This is a genomic window from Halolamina sp. C58, from assembly GCF_051195095.1.
GTDB lineage: Archaea > Halobacteriota > Halobacteria > Halobacteriales > Haloferacaceae > Halolamina.
In genome coordinates this window covers 1,158,389-1,175,201 of sequence record NZ_JBNTJY010000001.1, presented here as the reverse complement: position 1 = coordinate 1,175,201, position 16,813 = coordinate 1,158,389, and the positions used below count along the sequence as shown (strand labels likewise).

Genomic DNA, 16,813 nt, shown 5'->3' with positions numbered 1-16,813 from the left:
CACCGACACCGCTCAGATCGGGAACCGCTCCTCCTGCTCGCTCTCCACCGCGGACGGGGGGATCACCTCGTCGTCGATCTCGACGGAGTCGCCGCTCGACAGCATCCCCATCTTCGGCCCCTCCGGCACGCCCAGCCTCCGTGCCTTCTCGGGGTCGAACGCCTCCTCTCGGGCGATTATGGCGTCGTCCTCGACCGCGATCTCGTCGTACTCCTCGCGCAGAATCGCCGCGAGATCGTCGATCAGTTCGTCGTACGCGTCGGCGTCGGGCACCGCCGCCGCGCCGTTGGCCCGTGTCCCGCTCTCGATCGTGTCGAACGCGACAGTCGACTCCCGGACCGCGTCACGCGTCGCCTCGCCGTCGACGTTCTGGGCGGTCGCGAGCAGTTCGTCCGGGAGGCTCACGGTCTCCCAGTCCTCCGGGTCGTCGGGGACGTGGGCGCCGAACCGGAGCCCCTCGTCGACGGTCGCGACCGCGGACTCCAGCGCTCGGACCAGCGCGAGCGGGCGATCGCCGACGGTCCGGACCCACGTCTCGCTCACGATCCGGTAGCCGAGATCCTCGATCGCCGCCGCCACTTCGGGGTGGTCGCCGTCGAACAGCGCGTGGGTGGCGCCGCTGCGCTCGAACGCCTGTTCGAGCACTGCTCGCGCGCCCTCGTCACGCGGGTGGCCGAGCTCTTCCAACTGCCAGTCGCTCGCGATGTGGCCGACCGCCCACGGCGTCTCCCGGAGGACACGGCCGAACCGCGGGGCGTAGTGGCCGCCGCCGATCCCGACGATCTGTCGGTCGCGGTGGGCCGCCACGCCCCGCAGCGAGAGCACCGCCTGCGCGACCGCGCGGGCGCCCTCGGGGTCGTCCCACTGCTCCTCGCCGCTCCCGAGCTCCGCGAACATCGACGGCGTGTCGATCGCGGTCGGGCCGTGGTGAGTCCCCTCGATCGCCACGTCGTACCCGTCGGGGGCGTGGGCGGCGAGCGCCTCGACGTACGCCGAGAGCGCGCTCGGCGCGGCCTCGGCGAGGTCGCCGTCGTCCCCCCCGTACTCCGCCTCGCCGAAGTTGCCCGTGAAGTGGCCCGTCAGCAGCGCGCCCGTCTCGCCGGAGTGCCGGGAGACGAACACCAGCAGGCGCGGCTCCTCGCTGAACGCCGGCGCGGGGTCGCCCAGTCCGATGTGGAGCTCGTCGAACTCCCGGAGCTCGAACGGGCCGTCCCGGTAGTACGTCCCGCCGCCGTCGGCGTCGTCGAGCGTCTCGTCCGCGTGTTCGGTCCAGTCCCCCTGCGCGAGCAGCTGCTCCCCGATGTGGAGCGACGCGTGATCGGCCCGCGAGACGACGATCCCGATAGTCATCGACTCGGCGTCCGATCGCGCCGGCAAAGTAGCCGTCGGCTCCGGCGACGCCGGCGTACTACCCTCGCCCGTTCACGCCGACAGCGGGTTCCGGAGCGCGCGCTCGATCGGGGTCTCGCCCGACAGTAGCTCGAACGTGACGCCGTGGGTGCTCGCCGTCGGGAGCGCCGTTACCAGCGTCGCTGCCACGTCCTCCCGCGGGATCGACGCCCCGGACTCCGCCTCCCAGTCGAGGTCCGGCCCGGTCCGAACCTCCCCCGTCCCGGGCTCGTCGGTGAGAGCTCCGGGGCGAACGACGGTCCACGTCAGGTCGCTGTCCCGGAGGTAGTCGTCCGCCTCGGCCTTCGCCGCGAGGTACTCCTGAAGCTCCTCGGGACCCTCCGTCGGCGCGTCGGCGCCCATCGAACTCAGCATCACGAACCGCCGGACACCGTGGGCCGCCGCGGCGTCGACGCAGTGTTTCGCCCCCTCACAGTCGACGCCCCACACGTCCTCGCCGCTGGAGCCCGCGGCGAAGATCACCGCGTCCCGGCCCTCGAACGCGTCGTCGAGGGACGACCGATCGACCACGTCGCCCCGGACCGCCGTGGCGCCGAGGGCTTCGATGTCGTCCTCGTAGGCCGGCTTCCGAACCATCCCGTACGCCGTGTGGTCCTCGTGTTCGGCGAGCAGCCGAGTGACGTGTTGACCGACCGCTCCGTGTGCGCCGACGACGAGTACGTCCATACGGACAGCAGGGCTGCCGTCCGGAAGAGCGTGACGCGAGCGGCACGCCGCGGCCGCCTCCCGGGGGTTTTTGCTCGCCGTGGTGCTGGGTCAGGTATGGACGTGTACGGGCTGATCGGGAGCCCCGTCGAACACTCGCTCTCGCCGCCGATGCACGAGGCCGCCTACGAGGCGCGCTCGCTGGACGCGCGCTACGTCACGCTCGAACCCGACCCCGACCGGATCGGCGAAGCGGTCGCCGGCGCCGACGCGATCGGCGTCGCCGGCCTCAACGTCACCGTCCCGTTCAAACAGGACGTGCTCCCGCACGTCGAGCCCACCGCCACGGCCGAGGCCGTCGGCGCGGTCAACACGATCACGTTCGGGGGCGACGGCGCGCCCGAGGGGCACAACACCGACGTGGCGGGGGTCGTCCGCGCGTTCGAGCACCACGACGTGTCGATCGACGGGCAGTCCGCGGTCGTCGTCGGGGCGGGCGGCGCGGGGCGGGCAGCCACCTACGCGTTGGCGGACGCCGGCGCGGACACGTTCGTCGCGAACCGAACGGTCGAGCGCGCCGAGGAACTCGCGGCCGATTTCTCGGCGCTCGGCGTCGACGCCGGGGGACTGGGGGCGCTCGCGGAACGCGTCCCCGAGGCCGACATCCTCGTCAACGCGACCAGCGTCGGGATGGACGCCCCCGACACCTCCCCGGTCCCCGCGGACGTGCTCCACGGCGACCTCGCGGTGCTCGATGCAGTGTACTCCCCGCTCCGCACCAAGCTCCTGCGGGACGCCGCCGACGCCGGGGCCGAGACCGTCGACGGTGCGTGGATGCTGCTGTACCAGGGTGTCGCCGCGTTCGAGCGCTGGACCGGCGTCGACGCGCCGGTGGCGGCGATGAACGAGGCGCTCCGGGGCCGGCTCTGAGGCTCGTTTCGGCTCGACGGGGCGTTTTCCCGGGTGAAACGGCCGAGGGCGACGCTGGCTTTTTACCATCGCGGGTCATTTTCGGCCACAGCATGGTACTCCGGAAGATCAAACGGCTCCTCGGGCTGGGCACCGACGAGGGCGACGGCCGGTCCGAGCGCGACGTGACGGTGCAGGATCGCTCCGACGCCGACGCCGAGACCGAGGCGGCGGTGAAGGGCACCGACGAATCGAGCGATACGACTGCCGACGACGGCGACGAGGCGGATGTCGAGAGCGTCGACGAGGCGATCGACGAGGCCGAACCGGACGACGAGCCCGTCGCCGCCGACACCGACGCGGACGCGTCGACGGAGTCGTTGGTCGACGAAGAGATCGCTCAGGAGGAGCCCGCCGGACGGGCCGAACCGGCCGAGGCGGCCGGGCCCGGGGCCGAGGACGAGACCACCGACGTCGAGGAGACGGGCGCCGACGTGGAAGAGGCGGCCGAGGTGGCCGACGACTCCCCGTCGGTCGACGAGATCAAGGGGATCGGCCCGGCGTACTCCGAGCGGCTGGCCGAGATCGACATCCTGACCGTCGCCGACCTGCAGGAGGCTGACGCCGAGGAAGTCGCCGAGCGGACGACCGCACCGGAGGGGACGGTCCAGAAGTGGATCGACCGCGCGAACGAGTACGAGTGACCGAACCCGCCCGTTTTTAGCTGATCGGCGCCGTTGGCCGACGCATGACCGAGACGACGGTGATCACCGAGCCCGAGCAGTTCCACGCCGTGGCCGGCGAGGCCCCGGCGGGCGCTCGGGTGCCCGTCGAGATCCGGACCGTCGTCGACGACCCGTTCGACGCCTACCGCCGCGCCCGGCACGACCGCGGCGGCGTGTTCCTCGAAACCTCCGGCGGGCAGGCGGGCTGGGGCTACTTCGGCGTCGAACCCGCGGAGTTTCTCACCGTCTCCAGTGAGTCGGTGCTGGCCGCGCACGAGTCGGCCGAGAGCGCCGACCGCCGGTTCGGGCAGGAGCAGTCGGAGACGCTCGCGGCGCTGTCGGGGCTGCTCGACGGCGAGTCGCTCGCCCGCGGCGACTGCGACGTGCCCTACCCCTGTGGCGCGATCGGTTGGCTCTCTTACGACGTGGCTCGCGAACTGGAGTCGTTCGGCGACGGCGCCCCCGACGACCGCGGCCTGCCGACGCTCCAGATCGGCGTGTACGACTGTCTCGTGGCGTGGGAGGAGCCACGCGGGGACGAGGTGACGCTGCGGATCACCGCCTGCCCTCGCGTGCCCCCGGACGCCGACGACGCGACACTCGACGCCCGCTACGACCGCGCACTGACGAAGGCGGCCGAGCTGGGGCGACGGGCACACGTCGGCGACCCCGCTGTCGGCCCCGCACCCGCAGACGCCGAGACGGCCGCGTTCGAGAGCACTTGCGGCCGCGAGCAGTTCCGCGAGCGCGTCCGCCGGGCGAAGTCCCACATCCGCGAGGGGGACACGTTCCAGGCGAACGTCTCCCAGCGCCTCGAAGCGCCCGCGGCCGTCCACCCCGTCGCGGCGTACGACGCGCTACGCGAGGTCAACCCCGCGCCGTACTCCGGGCTGCTGGAGTTCCGCGGCGTCGACCTCGTGAGCGCGAGCCCCGAACTCCTGCTCGACCGCGACGGCGACCGCCTGCTAACCGAACCCATCGCCGGCACACGGCCCCGCGGCGACACCGACGCGGAAGACGCCGCGCTGGCCGACGACCTCCGGACCGACGAGAAGGAGCGCGCCGAGCACGCGATGCTGGTCGACCTCGAACGCAACGATCTCGGAAAGGTCAGCGAGTACGGCAGCGTCGAGGTGACGGAGTACCGCCGCGTCGACCGCTACTCGGCGGTGATGCATCTCGTCTCGCTGATCGAAGGGCGACTGCGGGAGGACGGCACGCTCACCGACGCCGTCGCGGCGACGTTCCCCGGCGGCACCATCACCGGCGCCCCCAAACCCCGGACGATGGAGATCATCGACGAACTCGAAAACCGCCGTCGCGGCCCCTACACCGGCAGCATCGGGATCTTCGGCTTCGACGGTCGCGCGACGCTCAACATCGTGATCCGGACGCTGGTCCGCCACGCCGACGAGTACCACCTCAGCGTCGGCGCGGGGATCGTCCACGACTCCGATCCGGACGCCGAGTACGACGAGACGCTCGCGAAGGCCCGCGGGCTGATCGACGCGGTCGACGACGCGCTCGATCGGGGGCGCCTCGACGTGGCCGACCCCGAGCGGGAGGACGCCGGCGACGGCGGGGCGGTGGAGCGATGAGCGGCCCCGAGATCCTCGTGATCGACAACTACGACTCGTTCGTCTACAACCTCGTGCAGTACCTCGGCGAGACGGTTCAGGAGCGCGGCGGTGCGGTGACGGTCCGACGCAACGACGCGATCGACCGGGGGGCGATCCGCGAACTCGATCCCGACGGGATCGTCGTCTCGCCGGGCCCCGGAACACCCCAGAGCGCGGGCGTCTCGATGGACGTGTTCGATCTCGACTACCCGACGCTGGGCGTCTGTCTCGGCCACCAGGCGCTCTGTGCGCACAGCGGCGCGCCCGTGGGCCACGCCGACGCGGTGGTCCACGGCAAGCCCTCCCGGATCAGTCACGACGACGAGGGCGTGTTCGACGGGCTTCCGCAGGGGATCGAGGTGGGGCGCTACCACTCGCTGGCGGTCGATCGGGGCGCGATCCCCGACGAGCTGGCGGAGACGGCGACGACCGACGACGAGGACGTGGTGATGGCGGTGCGCCACCGCGAGAAACCCCACGTCGGCGTGCAGTTCCACCCAGAGAGTATTCTGACCGACCACGGCAAAACCATGATCCGAAACTTCCTGCGGCTCTCCCGAGAGTGGCACCGATGAGCGAGAACACCGACGAGGCCGATCCCCGACTGTACCACGTCGACGGCGAGCTCGTCCCGGCGGACAGGGCGACGGTCTCCGTCGAGGACCGCGGGTTCCAGTACGGCGATGCCGCCTTCGAGACGCTGCGGGCCTACGGCGGCGACGTGTTCGGCTGGGAGGCTCACGCCGACCGGCTCGCGGCGACCTGCGACCTGCTCGCGATCGACCACGGGCTGGCCCGCGACGACCTCCACGACCGTATCCGGGAGACGCTCGACGCGAACGATCTCGACGACGCGTACGTCCGGCTCTCGATCTCGCGGGGCGTCCAGCCCGGGAAGCTCGACCCCGATCCCGAGGTCGATCCGACGGTCGTGATCGTCGTCAAGCCGCTCCCGCGTGGCGGGCTCGACGGCGAGCCCGTCTGGGACGGTCCGGCGACGCTGCGGACCGTCTCCACCCAGCGAATCCCGGACGCAGCCGTCCCCGCCCGGGCGAAGACCCACAACTACCTGAACGGGATCCTCGCCCGGCTCGAACTCCGGGGGACCGACGCCGACGAGGCGGTGATGCTCGACTCGGCGGGCCACGTCGCCGAGGGGGCGACGAGCAACGTGTTCGCGGTCGACGGCGACGGCCTGCTCACGCCGGCGCTCTCGGGGCCGGTGCTGCCCGGGATCACGCGGGCGACGGTGATCGACATCGCCGAGGAGGAAGGAATCCCCGTCAGGGAGGTGACGATCGCCCCGGACGCGCTCCGAACGGCGGAAGAACTGTTCTGCACCAACTCGACGTGGGAGGTTCGGCCGGTCGAGGCAATCGACGGCGCGAGCGTCGGCGGCGGGCCGGTGACGGAGCTGCTCGCCCGGCGCTACCGCGAACGCGTCGAGGCGCAGTACGACTAGGCCGCGGCCAGCAGGATCGTCGCGACCGCGTACAGCAGGATCAGCAGCACCGCGCCGACGATGAACTTGAGCACTAACCCGTCCTCGTCGGGCGTCTCGCCCTCCGGGAGGCCGTCGTCGTACAGGTCGCCGTCCTCCTCGCTCATTGTCGAGACGAGGGGCCCCGGCGGTATGAATCCGTCCTTCCTCAGAAACCGATCCGTGACTCCGTCGACTGGGGACCGTCGTCATCGTCGCTTTCGGCCTCGCCGAGCCGGACGAACGCGTAGCCGTCGTCGTCGACGAACACGCCACCGTCGGCGTGCTGGACCGCGAGCTCGTCGAGGACTGCGCCCTCGCAGGGGCCGAACGTGCACTCGCCGCTCTCGCACTCGAACGTCGCGCCGTGGCGCTTGCAGACCAGTTCGCCGTCACGGATCACTGCCCCGTCCCCGGTGTCGAGGTTCACGTCGCGCCAGTGCTGGCAGTAGTTGAACCACGCCCTGATCCCGTCGTCGGTGTCGACGAGCACGGCCTCGCGTTCCTCCCCGCTCTCACGATCCTCGACGGTGAACAGGAGGCTACTCTCTGCCGGGACATCGGCCACGTCGGCGATGCGTTCCTCACTCATTTCCCCGGCGTACTCGGTCGGCGAGGAAGGGTGTTTGGGTCCGGTATCGACGATGGACTCGCCGTTCGTGATCCCCAGTTTCGCAAGAACCGACAGGCGCTATATCCCCCCGACCGGACGCATGGCTCGCCGTCTTTCGTTGGCCGGCAGGGGAATATAGCGGGAGGTAGATTTGAACTACCGATCTCCGGGTTATGAGCCCGGCGGAATCTCCTGGCTATCCCATCCCGCTACCTGTTTCAAATCCCGTTCGACGGTTAAGGGTTCTGATTCCGTCGTCGTCGCGTGGTTTCCTCCCACACTCAGTCGGCCGTGACCCGCCACGTGAACAGGCTCTCGAGCACGTAGTTCAATAGGAGCGAACAGCCGATCGCGATCGGGAACGTCGCCAGTTCCCAGAGGTCGACGCCGAACGCCTCCAGAACGACCGGCAGGCCGGTGAGCACCGCGACGACCCCGACCTGCACGGCGACGCCGCCGCTGCGCACGACGTTCGACTTCAGCAGCCGGCGGAGGATCGCCCAGCCGTCGTCGTCGCCGTGGCCGGCGAACGTCCAGCGCTCGTTGACGACGAACATCACGAGGATCGCCACCTCGGCGCCGACGAGCTTCGCGATCTCCGGCGGGACGCCGAACCCCGCAGTCAGCACCGAACTCGTCGTCAGATCGAAGACGGCACCGACCGCGCCGACGGAGACGAACTGCCCGAACCGCCCCGGTGCGAGCAGTTCGTCCGGGACACCCCTCACTGTCCACCCCGATCGATCAGCAGCGGTCGCTCGATCCGTGCGGCGAGTAGCTCGTGCAGTCGGCTCCCGCGGACCGCCTTCGCGCGGTGGCGTGCAGTCAACAGCCCGGTGAACATCGAGAGCGTGTCGCTCACGGGGTCGACCGTCGACTCGGGCTGGTCCTCCCACGTCACCGGCACCTCGGCGATCTTCCCCCCGAGCGCGCCCGCGATCGCGAGCAGTTCGATGTCCCACGCGAACCCGGACTCGGTGAGGTGGCGCCGCAGTCGCGACCAGAAGTTCGCCGAGACGGCCTTCGCACCGCACTGGTAGTCGTGCAGGTCCGGATCGAGCAGCTGCCGGGCCAGCCACGCGAACGCGTCGCCGAGGAAGCGCCGCAGCGTCTTCTGGTGGGACTGGACCGTCGCGTCCGGGTGGCGGCGCGAGCCGGCAGCGAGATCGAACCGCCCGGACGCCACGGGGTCGATCACGGCGGCGACCGACTCCGCGGGCGTCGAGCCGTCGGCGTCGGCGAACGCCAGCACGTCGGTGTCGAGGGCGTCGAACCCGTCGGTGATCGCGGCGCCCTTCCCGCGCCGGCGGTCGGCGACGTGGACCGTCGCGGGGAGCTCGGCCAGCGCCTCGCGGTCGCCCGGCGCGGGGTCGTCGAGTTCGATACGCAGTACCGCCGGGTCGAGCCGCTCGTCGAGGTCGCGCACGTAGCGCGAGAGGCGGTCCACGTCCGGCCGGTAGGCGGGGACCACCACGCCGACGGAGCGAGACATGTGGCGGCGTTCCGCGCCATCGGGGAAAAAGCGTCCGAACTTCCGTTCAGCCCCACTGCCCGAGGCCGGTCTGCTCCTGCCCGGATTTGACTTCGTCCCACGAGAGCCCGAGCGCCTCGATGACGCGCTCGATCGGCCCCTTCAGCGTCTTGTCGAGCATCTTCGGCCAGTCGACCTCGAACTCCTCGGGCACCTCCTCGGCGTACTCGTAGCAGATCACGTCGGGGTCGCGCTTGAACTCGCGGTAGAGCGGATCCGTCTGCGGATCGAACCCCTCCTCGTTCTCCATCCGCTGCCAGAACTCGGGGTGGACCTTCTTCAGGTAGAGCCGCTTGGGCTTGGAGCCGCGCTGGAAGTTGGTGCCCAGCAGGAGGTTCGCGTACTTCGCCCCGCGGACCTGTGCGGTGTCGGTGTCGTAGGCGTCGAGGCGCTTGCCGATCCCGCCGGGGATCCCGACCTCCTCCAGATCCGCTTCGCCCTCCTCGAAGGTGGTGATCTCGTCGTGGAGATACTCCTTCACGTCGTCGAGATCGCCCCCCCGGACGATCATGTCGATCACCTCCTTCTGGACGCGCTTGGTGACGGGCGCGATGTCCGAGCGTTTGTACTCGAAGCCCGTGATGTCGATGTCGTCGACGTCCTTCCCCTCCTTCCAGACGATGTGGCCGGCGTAGCGTTTCTTCTTGCCCGCCTGGAAGAACCGCCGGTAGAGCTTCTCGAACTCGATCTCGAACCGGTGGGAGTCGGCGTCGAGCTCCTCGCGGGCGAAGTCGTCGTAGCGCTCGTTGATGTGCTCCTCGATGCCGAAGGACTGCTCGATGGCCTCGTCCTTCGTAATATCTCCTCCGAGAGACAACATAACGCTGTCAGTGTCACCGTACGCCACCTCGTGCCCGATCTCCTCCGCGGCGGTCTCGGTGAACTCGATCACTTCCCGGCCCGTCGCCGTCACGGCGGCGGCGCCCTCGGTGTCGTAGAGGCGGAAGCGATCCCAGCCCGAGACGCCGTAGAGGCTGTTCATGATCACCTTCACCCCGCCCTGCTGCCGGTCGTAGCGCTCGTACGCCTCGGAATCCGGATCGTGCTGGTCGCGTAACTTCTTCTTCTCCTCGCGCTCGGTGAGGAGTTCGTCGATCATCTCGCGCATGATCCCGTCCGGCTCCTTCCGGAAGTGGGTCCCGTCCGGCGCGCGGTACGTCTCGCCGTCGTACTCCTCGGGGTCGACCTTCGTCTCGGGCGAGGAGTTGATCGTCGCCATCGACATCGGGTACAGCGACTTCAGGTCGAGCACGGTGACGTTCTCCATGACGCCCGAGATTGGCTCGAACACCGCGCCGCCCTCGAACTCCTCGGCGGCCTCCTGCTGGCCCTTCGACGGCAGGCCGAACTCGCCGTAGGCCTTGTGCAGCACGTACATGTCCACCGCGTCGCCGGCGGTGGGTGCGTCCTCCAGCTTACAGCCGACGAACGAGCGCACCTCGTCCCAGAACGCGATCACGGACTGCTTGCGGTCGATCTCGACACAGAGCTCCACGTCCCGGAGGTTGTACTCCAGCAGCTGTTCGGGGTCCTGCTCCCAGAGGTCGCCGATGTCGCCGGAGTAGTGCTCCTTCCCCACGTCGAGTTCGCGCTCGCCGATGGCGTCGAGGCGGAACGACTCCAGCTCCTTGATGACGATCTGCTTGTAGCCGTACAGCAGGTCGAACACCACCCGCCCCTTCACGTCCGGGCCGCCCCAGTCCGAGCGCCACACCTCGTCGACCCGGGAGAGGCGGTCGATGTCGAGGTCGTACTCGGTGCTCGGGTCGACCATCTCCAGCCGGTCGAGCACGTACGGCATGTCGAAGTCCTCGAAGTTCCAGCCCGTGAGCACGTCCGGGTCAGTCTCCTCGATGTAGGAGACGAACGCGTCGAGCATCGCGGGCTCCTCGTCGAACACGCGCACGTCGACGCTGCCCGAGTCCGCGATCTGCTCGTACTCGTCGAGCACTTCCGGCGCGTCCACTTCGGCGTCGGGGGCGTCGAACAGCCACACCACGTACTCGTCGTCGTAGGAGTCGTGGGAGGTGAGACAGACGATCGGCTCCTCGCCGTCCTCCGGGAAGCCGGAGCGGTCGTCGACCTCGATGTCGAACGTGTTCACCCGGAGGTCCGCCTCTGTGGGTGCGTCGACGGCGACCAGCTCCTCGTCGTCGTAGCGCACCTGGATCCGGCCGTCCTCCAGCCGCCGTTCGGGCACCTGCAGGCCGGCGCTCACGTCCTTGTCGATCAGGAAGCGGTTGGGGAACAGGATGTCGGCCTCGTAGTGCTCCTCGAAGTCGTCACGCATCTGCCCCACGTCACGGGGTGTGCGGCCGATCACCTTCGTCAGTGGTCGGCCACGGATCGACTCGAAGCGCTCGCCGGTGGGGTCCTCCTCGCGGGTGTCGAGGATCGCGTCGTACTCCTCGGTCAGCGCGCGGTCCGCGACGTTCCCCGTCGGCACGTAGAAGTACGGCTCCACCCCGAGTACGCGGACGTGTTCGGGCTCGTTGTCGGCAGTCCGGCCGAAGACGTGGACGACGGGGTACTCCTCGGCACCCGACCCCTCGATGGTGTAGTCCACCTGCGAGACTTTCAGTTCGACCACCCCGTCGCTGTCGGGGAACTTCAGGTCCGCGGCGTCGACGACCTCGCTGACTGACTGTCCGGCGTCGCCGGCGACGACGGCCGCCTCCTCGTCCGGCCGGCCCTCGTCGGCACCCGCGAAGTCGCCGAGGCCCGACTGCTGACGCTCGCTCATTGCCGGTGGTTTGCCGTGATCCGTTAAAACGACGGTGGTCCGACCGCCGCGGCTGCGGGTTCGCACACCCCCGAAAGGCATATACTCCACCGTTTGGTAGGTAGTCACATGCCAGACGAGAGCGGCCTGCCGGAGGTGGCATCGGAGCCGGTCGAACCTGCCGACGACGGTTTCGAGACGGTGGAGGCGTACGAGGTCGACGGCGGCGTCGTCCTCTACGACGCCGAAGCGCCGCTTGCGTGGCTCCGGAGCGACGCGGCGGTGTCGCTCGCGGATCGACGCTGAGACCGACTACGAACTCTTTTGCCGGTCGGTCGGGGAGTGAGGGACGTGAGCGACGACGACCCCGTCGAGACGTTCGACGGCGAGGACGACGGGGTTTCCGTCCCGGAGACGCGGGACATGGAGACCGAGCTCCACGAACGGACGGGAACGGCCGCCGGCGACGAGGAAGACCTCACGGCGGTCGACTCCGAGACGGCGACCGCGTTCTGGGGCGCGGTGATCTACGTCAACGCCGGCGTGTTGCTGATCGCGCTCGGCCCGACGGTGTACGCGCTCCGCGGGTACCCCCTCGTCTCAGTGGGGCTGATCGCCGGCGGCGTGCTCGCGCTGATGCGTGCGTACTGGGTGTATCGTCGGTTCACCGACGAAGACGGAAGCACCGAAGACGACGACCCCATCGACGACAGCGACGACCCGTGAGGCCCGGAAGCGTTTTGCGCGGCCGCCGGCTACCGACGAGCGATGCGAACGGTCGAGACACCCGACGGCCAGCGACACCTGTTGCTGTCACGGTCCGAGGGGACGGCACGGGTTCGTGACCCCGCGACCGGCGAGGAGCGAACCGTCGACGCGGACGCGCTCGAACCGGTCGGAGACGGGGCGTTGAGCGTCGCCGCCGAGGGGGTCCCCGAACCGGTTCGGCGGGTCGTGACGGCAGCACACGACGAGCGCACGCTGGGCGTGCTGGTGACGCTCGTCGACGAGGGGCCGACCGCGGTCGTCGACCTGCTCTCCTACTCGGGGCTGTGTGAGAGCGACTTCAACGGCCTGTTCGGCGAGCTCCGCGCGGCGGGGCTGGTCACGACGTGTCAGGTCGCCGGCGAACGCGGCTACGAGGCGACCGAAACCGCCGAAGAAGCCGTGGCGCTGCTCCGTGACGACGCCTAGTCGCCGTTCCTGCTTCCGTCGACCGCCTCAATCCCCGCTCTCCAGTAGCGCCGTCGCACTGGAGAGCGTCGCGGCGTCCTCCCGACGCGCGGTCGAGCGGTTCGTCGTCGTGTCCTTCTCGACGGTGACGAGCTCGTCGGCGGCGTCGACCAGCTCCTCGTCGTGGCTCACGATCAGGATCTGCCGCACGCCGAACCCGCGCATCTCCTCGACCAGATCGACGAGGCGGGAGACGTGCCCCGAGTCGAGGAACACCGTCGGCTCGTCGAGGATCAGCGGCGGCGTCGGCGCCGCACCCTCGATCCCCTCCGAGAGCAGGCGGTAGATCGCACACCGCAGCGAGAGGTTGAACAGCGCGCGCTCGCCGCCGGAGAGCTGATCGGGCGACAGCGGCGTGCCGTCCTTCTGGAAGACGGTGAGGTCGTACTCGCCGTCGAGCTCGATGTGTGAGTAGGCGTCGTTGCCGTACGCGAGGTCGAACGTCTCGTTCAGCATCCGTTCGAGGCTCTCGACGTTCCGCTGGCGGAGTTCGGCCCGGAGGTCGCCGTACGTCCGCTCCAACTGCTCGGTCTCCTCGTGGAGCGACTCCAGATCCGCGACGGTCTCGGCGAGCTCCTCGCGGTCCTCGCGGAGCGCTTCCAGCTCTTCGATCTCGTTCTCCACGCTACCGATCTCGCCGGTGAGCTCGTCGCGCTGCTCGGACAGCGAGTCGAGCTTGGCCTCGACCTGTTCGAGGTAGTCGACCGCTTTCTCCCGCTGTTCACGCGCCCGCTCGACGCGCTCGCGGTCGAACGCCTCACGGAGCTCGTCGCGGCGTTCCCGTAGGTCGTCCAGCCGATCCCGGCGCTCCGCGGCGAGTTCCGCCTTGCTCTCCCGCCGCTCGCGCAGGCGGTCGATCTCCGCTTCGGCGTCGTCGATGGCGTCGAGCGCCTCCTCCACGGCGTCGAGTCGGTCCCGGCGCTCCTCGATCGCGTCGAGTTCCTCGTCCAGCTCGGCGACCTGCTCGCGGGCGTCCTCGGCGTCGGCGGCTTTCTCCTCGGCGTCGGCTTCGGTCTCCTCGGCCTCGACTTCGAGCTCTTCCGCCTCCTCGCGGCGCTCCTCCGCCTCCGCACGGTCGCTTTCGATCTCGGCGTCGAGCTCCTCGACGCGCTCGGTCTTGGTCTCGTGGCGCTCGGCGAGCACTTCGGCGCGGCTCTCGGCCTCGACGAGGGACTCGGCGTCCTCGATGTCGGCTTTCAGCTCCTCCTTCCGGCCGTTGAGTTCGCCGAGTCGCGCGGAGAGTTCCTCGACGCGCTCACGGTCGTCCTCCAGTGTGTCGACGTGAGGGGAGTCCTCGACCGGCTGGCCGCACTCGGGGCAGTTCCCCTCCTCGAGCAGTTCTTCGGCCTCCTCGACGCGGTCGCGGGCGGACGCGAGCGCGCCGACCGTCTCCTCGATCTCGGCCTGTATCTCGTCGAGTTCCTCGCGGAGCGACTCGCGGTGTGTCTCGGCCTCCCCCATCTCGACGGGCGTGTCGGCGAACCGCTCCTCGATCTCCTCACGCTCTCGAACCACCTCGTCGAGGGTGTTCCGCAGGTCGTCTCGGTCGGTCTCGGCGTCGTCGGCTTCCTGTTCGAGTTCGTCGGCGCGTTCCCGTTTCTCGGTGGCCTGTTCGCGCAGTCGCTCGGCCTCATTTTCGAGGCTCTCGGCGTCGTTCTCGAGGCCGGTGACTCGATCGCGCTGCTCCTGTCGCCGCTCGCGAAGGGTCGCTTCGCGATCGTCGAGCTCCTCCCGGGCTTCGGCGACAGCCGCCTCCGTCGCGGCGTCGATCCCGGCGGCGTCGGCGAGCTCGTCGAGTTCGGCCTCGCGCTCGTCGATCCGCTCGCGGATCTCGGTGATCTCTTCGAGCAGTTCTTCGCGCTCGCTCTCGGTCTCCCGGATCGACGCTTCCAGCTCCTCGATCTCCTCGTTCAGCTCTTCGAGTTCGCTCTCGCGCTCTTCGGCCTGCTCGATAACCGATTCCGCCTCGTCTCTGGTCTCGCGGGCGTCCTCGCGGTTCCCCTCGAAGCGCTCGATCTCGTCGTCGAGTTCGGAGAGCTCGCTCTCCAGCTCGTTGAGCCGGTCGTGGAGCTCCTTCCCCTCCTTCCGCTCGATCTGCTCTTCGAGCTTGTTCAGGCCGCCGCGCTTGTCCGCGAGCACGTCTTCGACCCCGAGGCGGGCGTCGCGAGCGCGTTCGCGGTACTCCTCCAGCTTCCCGAGCTGGAGCAGGTCGTCGATCATCTCCTGGCGCTCCCGCGGCGAGGCGTTGATCAGGCGGTTCACCTCGCCCTGCCGGATGTACGCGCAGTTGCGGAACGCCTCGCTGTCCATCCGGAGCAGCTCCTCGCCGACGAACTCCCGCACGTCGCGGGCGCCCTCGACGGCCGTCTCCGCGCCCTCGAGCACGCAGGTCCGCGTCGAGATCGACCCGCCGGAGCGGCGGAGTTCGCGGGTGATCTTGTACTCCTCGCCGGCGTGGGTGAACCACAGCTCCACGTCGGTCTCGTCGGCGCCGGTGGTGACGGCGTCGTCGAGCGTCCCGTCCAGCGCCTTCGAGCCGTACAGCGCGAAGAAGCAGGCCTCCAGCAACGACGACTTCCCGGAGCCGTTCAGTCCGTGGATCACGGTCACGCCGTCGGTGAACTGCAGGTCGGTGTCGGCGTACGGCTTGAAGTTCCGCAGCCGCAGGCGGTCGAACTTCACAGGTACTCCTCCATGGTCCCCTGCTCGTCGTCGCCGTTCGCCGTCGGCTCGTCGGCCTCGGCGTCCGCCTCACTGCCGTCGGTGGCGTCGTCGTCGGTAGCGCCGCCGGCGACCGCCTCCTCGTCGTCACCGGCCGGCTCGAACGCCCCGGGGTCGTCGCCGAGCAGATCTGTCACGCGGTTTTTGACCTCCTCGCGGACGTTCGAGTCGGCGACTTTGCTCTCCCGAACCGTCTCGTCCACGTCCCGGGCGGCCGTCGAGAGCCCCATCTCCGAGACACGCTCGTTGACCGCCTCGTCCGGGTCGGCGAAGCTGACGCCGATGTCGGCCTCCTCATCGATCTCGCGGCGGTCGGTGACGCGGACGAGTAGAGCGCCTTCCGCCTCGCCGGCCTCCTCGATCGCGGCGGGGGTCACGGGCTCGCCCTCGCCGGTGATCTCGACGATGCAGACCGCGTCTGCGAGGTCGTGCTGGCGCACCTGCTCGCGCACGCGCTCGACGCCCTCGCCCTCCGCGAGGTCGACCGAGACGAACGCGAACGGGCGGGTGTCGAGGCTGCGCCGGCGGATGTCCACCCCGTCGTCGAACGTGACGAGGTTGTAGCCGCGGGCGTCCTCCTCGCTCGCGCTCGCGCGCTCGGTCGACCCGCAGTACGTCACCCACGTCCCCGCCACCTCCGCGGTGTCGGCTTTGTGGTTGTCGCCCAGCAGCATCGCGTCGAACTCGACGGTCGCGTCCCCGAGCACGGTCTCGGTGTCCCACTCGCCGAACTCGAAGGGGGTGAACAGGCCGTGGGAGACCAGCGCCGCGTGCGCGGCGTCGTGATCCTCGAACTCGTACTCGAGCTCGTCCCGGCGCGATTCGGGTACCCAGTCGAGCCCGTAGAACGCGGTGTCGCCGACGATCTCCGGGCTGTCGTCCAGCCGCGTCGCGAGCCCCGTCCCCTCGAACAGGTCCAGCCACTCGCCGGTCCGGGTGGCCTCGTGGTTGCCGACGATCGCGAGGAACGGGATGTCGGCGTCGTCCAGCCGCCGCAGCGCCGAGAGCACGGCCATCAGATCCGGCAGCTCGGGCCGGCGGTCGTGGAACAGGTCGCCGGCGTGGACCACCGCGTCGACGTCCGCCTCGATCGCGTCGTCGACCACGGCGGCGAACGCCCGGCGGAAGTCCGCCCGGCGCTCGGGGGAGTGGTACTGCTGGTAGCCGACGTGGGTGTCGCCCGTGTGTATCACCCGAGTCATCTG

Annotated in this window: 17 protein-coding genes and 1 tRNA gene; 8 read left to right on the top strand and 10 right to left on the bottom strand. The window is 69.8% G+C overall.

Translation table 11 applies throughout. From position 1 onward, the window contains the following. Nucleotides 1-12: 12 nt before the first annotated feature. Together ACQUSM_RS06200 and ACQUSM_RS06195 are read right to left on the bottom strand one after the other, a co-directional pair. A complete protein-coding gene (locus ACQUSM_RS06200; protein WP_435116807.1) occupies nucleotides 13-1,350 on the bottom strand; it encodes a D-aminoacyl-tRNA deacylase in 1,338 nt (445 codons plus the stop codon). A 72-nt stretch (nucleotides 1,351-1,422) separates the two neighbouring features. Beyond that, complete coding sequence (locus ACQUSM_RS06195; RefSeq protein WP_435116805.1) at nucleotides 1,423-2,076, bottom strand: SDR family oxidoreductase; 654 nt, start codon at nucleotides 2,074-2,076, stop codon at nucleotides 1,423-1,425. Nucleotides 2,077-2,172: 96 nt separating this feature from the next. Here ACQUSM_RS06195 and ACQUSM_RS06190 point away from each other — a divergent pair, with 96 nt between their 5' ends. The 5 genes from ACQUSM_RS06190 (at nucleotide 2,173) to ACQUSM_RS06170 (ending at nucleotide 6,770) form a co-directional block, all read left to right on the top strand. Next, nucleotides 2,173-2,985, top strand: coding sequence for a shikimate dehydrogenase (locus tag ACQUSM_RS06190; protein ID WP_435116803.1), 813 nt, complete (start codon nucleotides 2,173-2,175; stop codon nucleotides 2,983-2,985). Nucleotides 2,986-3,077: 92 nt separating this feature from the next. Further along, complete coding sequence (locus ACQUSM_RS06185; protein WP_435116801.1) at nucleotides 3,078-3,668, top strand: helix-hairpin-helix domain-containing protein; 591 nt, start codon at nucleotides 3,078-3,080, stop codon at nucleotides 3,666-3,668. A gap of 44 nt (nucleotides 3,669-3,712) precedes the next feature. Further along, entirely contained in the window at nucleotides 3,713-5,287 is a 1,575-nt protein-coding gene (gene pabB / locus ACQUSM_RS06180; protein WP_435116799.1) for an aminodeoxychorismate synthase, component I, read from the top strand. Next, nucleotides 5,284-5,883 (top strand): anthranilate synthase component II, encoded by a 600-nt coding sequence (locus tag ACQUSM_RS06175; protein ID WP_435116797.1) that lies wholly within the window; start codon nucleotides 5,284-5,286, stop codon nucleotides 5,881-5,883. Before pabB ends, ACQUSM_RS06175 begins: the two co-directional genes overlap by 4 nt. Continuing rightward, entirely contained in the window at nucleotides 5,880-6,770 is an 891-nt protein-coding gene (locus tag ACQUSM_RS06170) for an aminotransferase class IV (protein WP_435116795.1), read from the top strand. The genes ACQUSM_RS06175 and ACQUSM_RS06170 overlap by 4 nt, the downstream gene beginning before the upstream one ends. On the opposite strand, the gene ACQUSM_RS06165 is transcribed toward ACQUSM_RS06170, so the two are convergent. The 6 genes from ACQUSM_RS06165 to ACQUSM_RS06140 all read right to left on the bottom strand — a co-directional run bounded on the left by ACQUSM_RS06165 (nucleotide 6,767) and on the right by ACQUSM_RS06140 (nucleotide 11,675). Further along, nucleotides 6,767-6,916, bottom strand: coding sequence for a hypothetical protein (locus ACQUSM_RS06165; RefSeq protein ID WP_154018221.1), 150 nt, complete (start codon nucleotides 6,914-6,916; stop codon nucleotides 6,767-6,769). The two genes, ACQUSM_RS06170 and ACQUSM_RS06165, sit on opposite strands and share 4 nt — an antisense overlap. Nucleotides 6,917-6,957: 41 nt before the next feature. Further along, nucleotides 6,958-7,380, bottom strand: coding sequence for a Rieske (2Fe-2S) protein (locus ACQUSM_RS06160; RefSeq protein ID WP_435116793.1), 423 nt, complete (start codon nucleotides 7,378-7,380; stop codon nucleotides 6,958-6,960). Between the two features lie 157 nt (nucleotides 7,381-7,537). Beyond that, nucleotides 7,538-7,612 (bottom strand) — tRNA-Met (locus ACQUSM_RS06155). Nucleotides 7,613-7,682: 70 nt separating this feature from the next. Next, nucleotides 7,683-8,129: a GtrA family protein gene (locus ACQUSM_RS06150; RefSeq protein ID WP_435116791.1), complete on the bottom strand. Its 447-nt coding sequence runs from the start codon at nucleotides 8,127-8,129 to the stop codon at nucleotides 7,683-7,685. Beyond that, the gene (locus ACQUSM_RS06145) at nucleotides 8,126-8,893 is read right to left on the bottom strand and encodes a glycosyltransferase (protein WP_435116789.1); all 768 of its coding nucleotides are present in this window, start codon (nucleotides 8,891-8,893) and stop codon (nucleotides 8,126-8,128) included. Before ACQUSM_RS06145 ends, ACQUSM_RS06150 begins: the two co-directional genes overlap by 4 nt. Before the next feature lie 46 nt (nucleotides 8,894-8,939). Continuing rightward, a complete protein-coding gene (locus tag ACQUSM_RS06140) occupies nucleotides 8,940-11,675 on the bottom strand; it encodes a DNA-directed DNA polymerase (protein ID WP_435116787.1) in 2,736 nt (911 codons plus the stop codon). Between the two features lie 108 nt (nucleotides 11,676-11,783). On the opposite strand from ACQUSM_RS06140, the gene ACQUSM_RS06135 reads away from it, so the two are divergent. The 3 genes from ACQUSM_RS06135 to ACQUSM_RS06125 are packed head-to-tail and all read left to right on the top strand — an operon-like array spanning nucleotide 11,784 to nucleotide 12,848. After that, complete coding sequence (locus tag ACQUSM_RS06135; RefSeq protein WP_435116785.1) at nucleotides 11,784-11,960, top strand: DUF7331 family protein; 177 nt, start codon at nucleotides 11,784-11,786, stop codon at nucleotides 11,958-11,960. A gap of 45 nt (nucleotides 11,961-12,005) precedes the next feature. After that, entirely contained in the window at nucleotides 12,006-12,380 is a 375-nt protein-coding gene (locus ACQUSM_RS06130) for a DUF7322 domain-containing protein (protein WP_435116783.1), read from the top strand. A gap of 42 nt (nucleotides 12,381-12,422) precedes the next feature. After that, entirely contained in the window at nucleotides 12,423-12,848 is a 426-nt protein-coding gene (locus ACQUSM_RS06125) for a DUF7346 family protein (RefSeq protein WP_435116781.1), read from the top strand. A gap of 27 nt (nucleotides 12,849-12,875) precedes the next feature. On the opposite strand, the gene rad50 is transcribed toward ACQUSM_RS06125, so the two are convergent. Together rad50 and mre11 are read right to left on the bottom strand one after the other, a co-directional pair. Further along, on the bottom strand, nucleotides 12,876-15,569 hold the full coding sequence (gene rad50 / locus ACQUSM_RS06120) for a DNA double-strand break repair ATPase Rad50 (RefSeq protein WP_435116779.1): 2,694 nt from the start codon (nucleotides 15,567-15,569) through the stop codon (nucleotides 12,876-12,878). Then, the gene (gene mre11, locus ACQUSM_RS06115; RefSeq protein WP_435116776.1) at nucleotides 15,566-16,810 is read right to left on the bottom strand and encodes a DNA double-strand break repair protein Mre11; all 1,245 of its coding nucleotides are present in this window, start codon (nucleotides 16,808-16,810) and stop codon (nucleotides 15,566-15,568) included. Before mre11 ends, rad50 begins: the two co-directional genes overlap by 4 nt. Nucleotides 16,811-16,813: the final 3 nt, after the last annotated feature.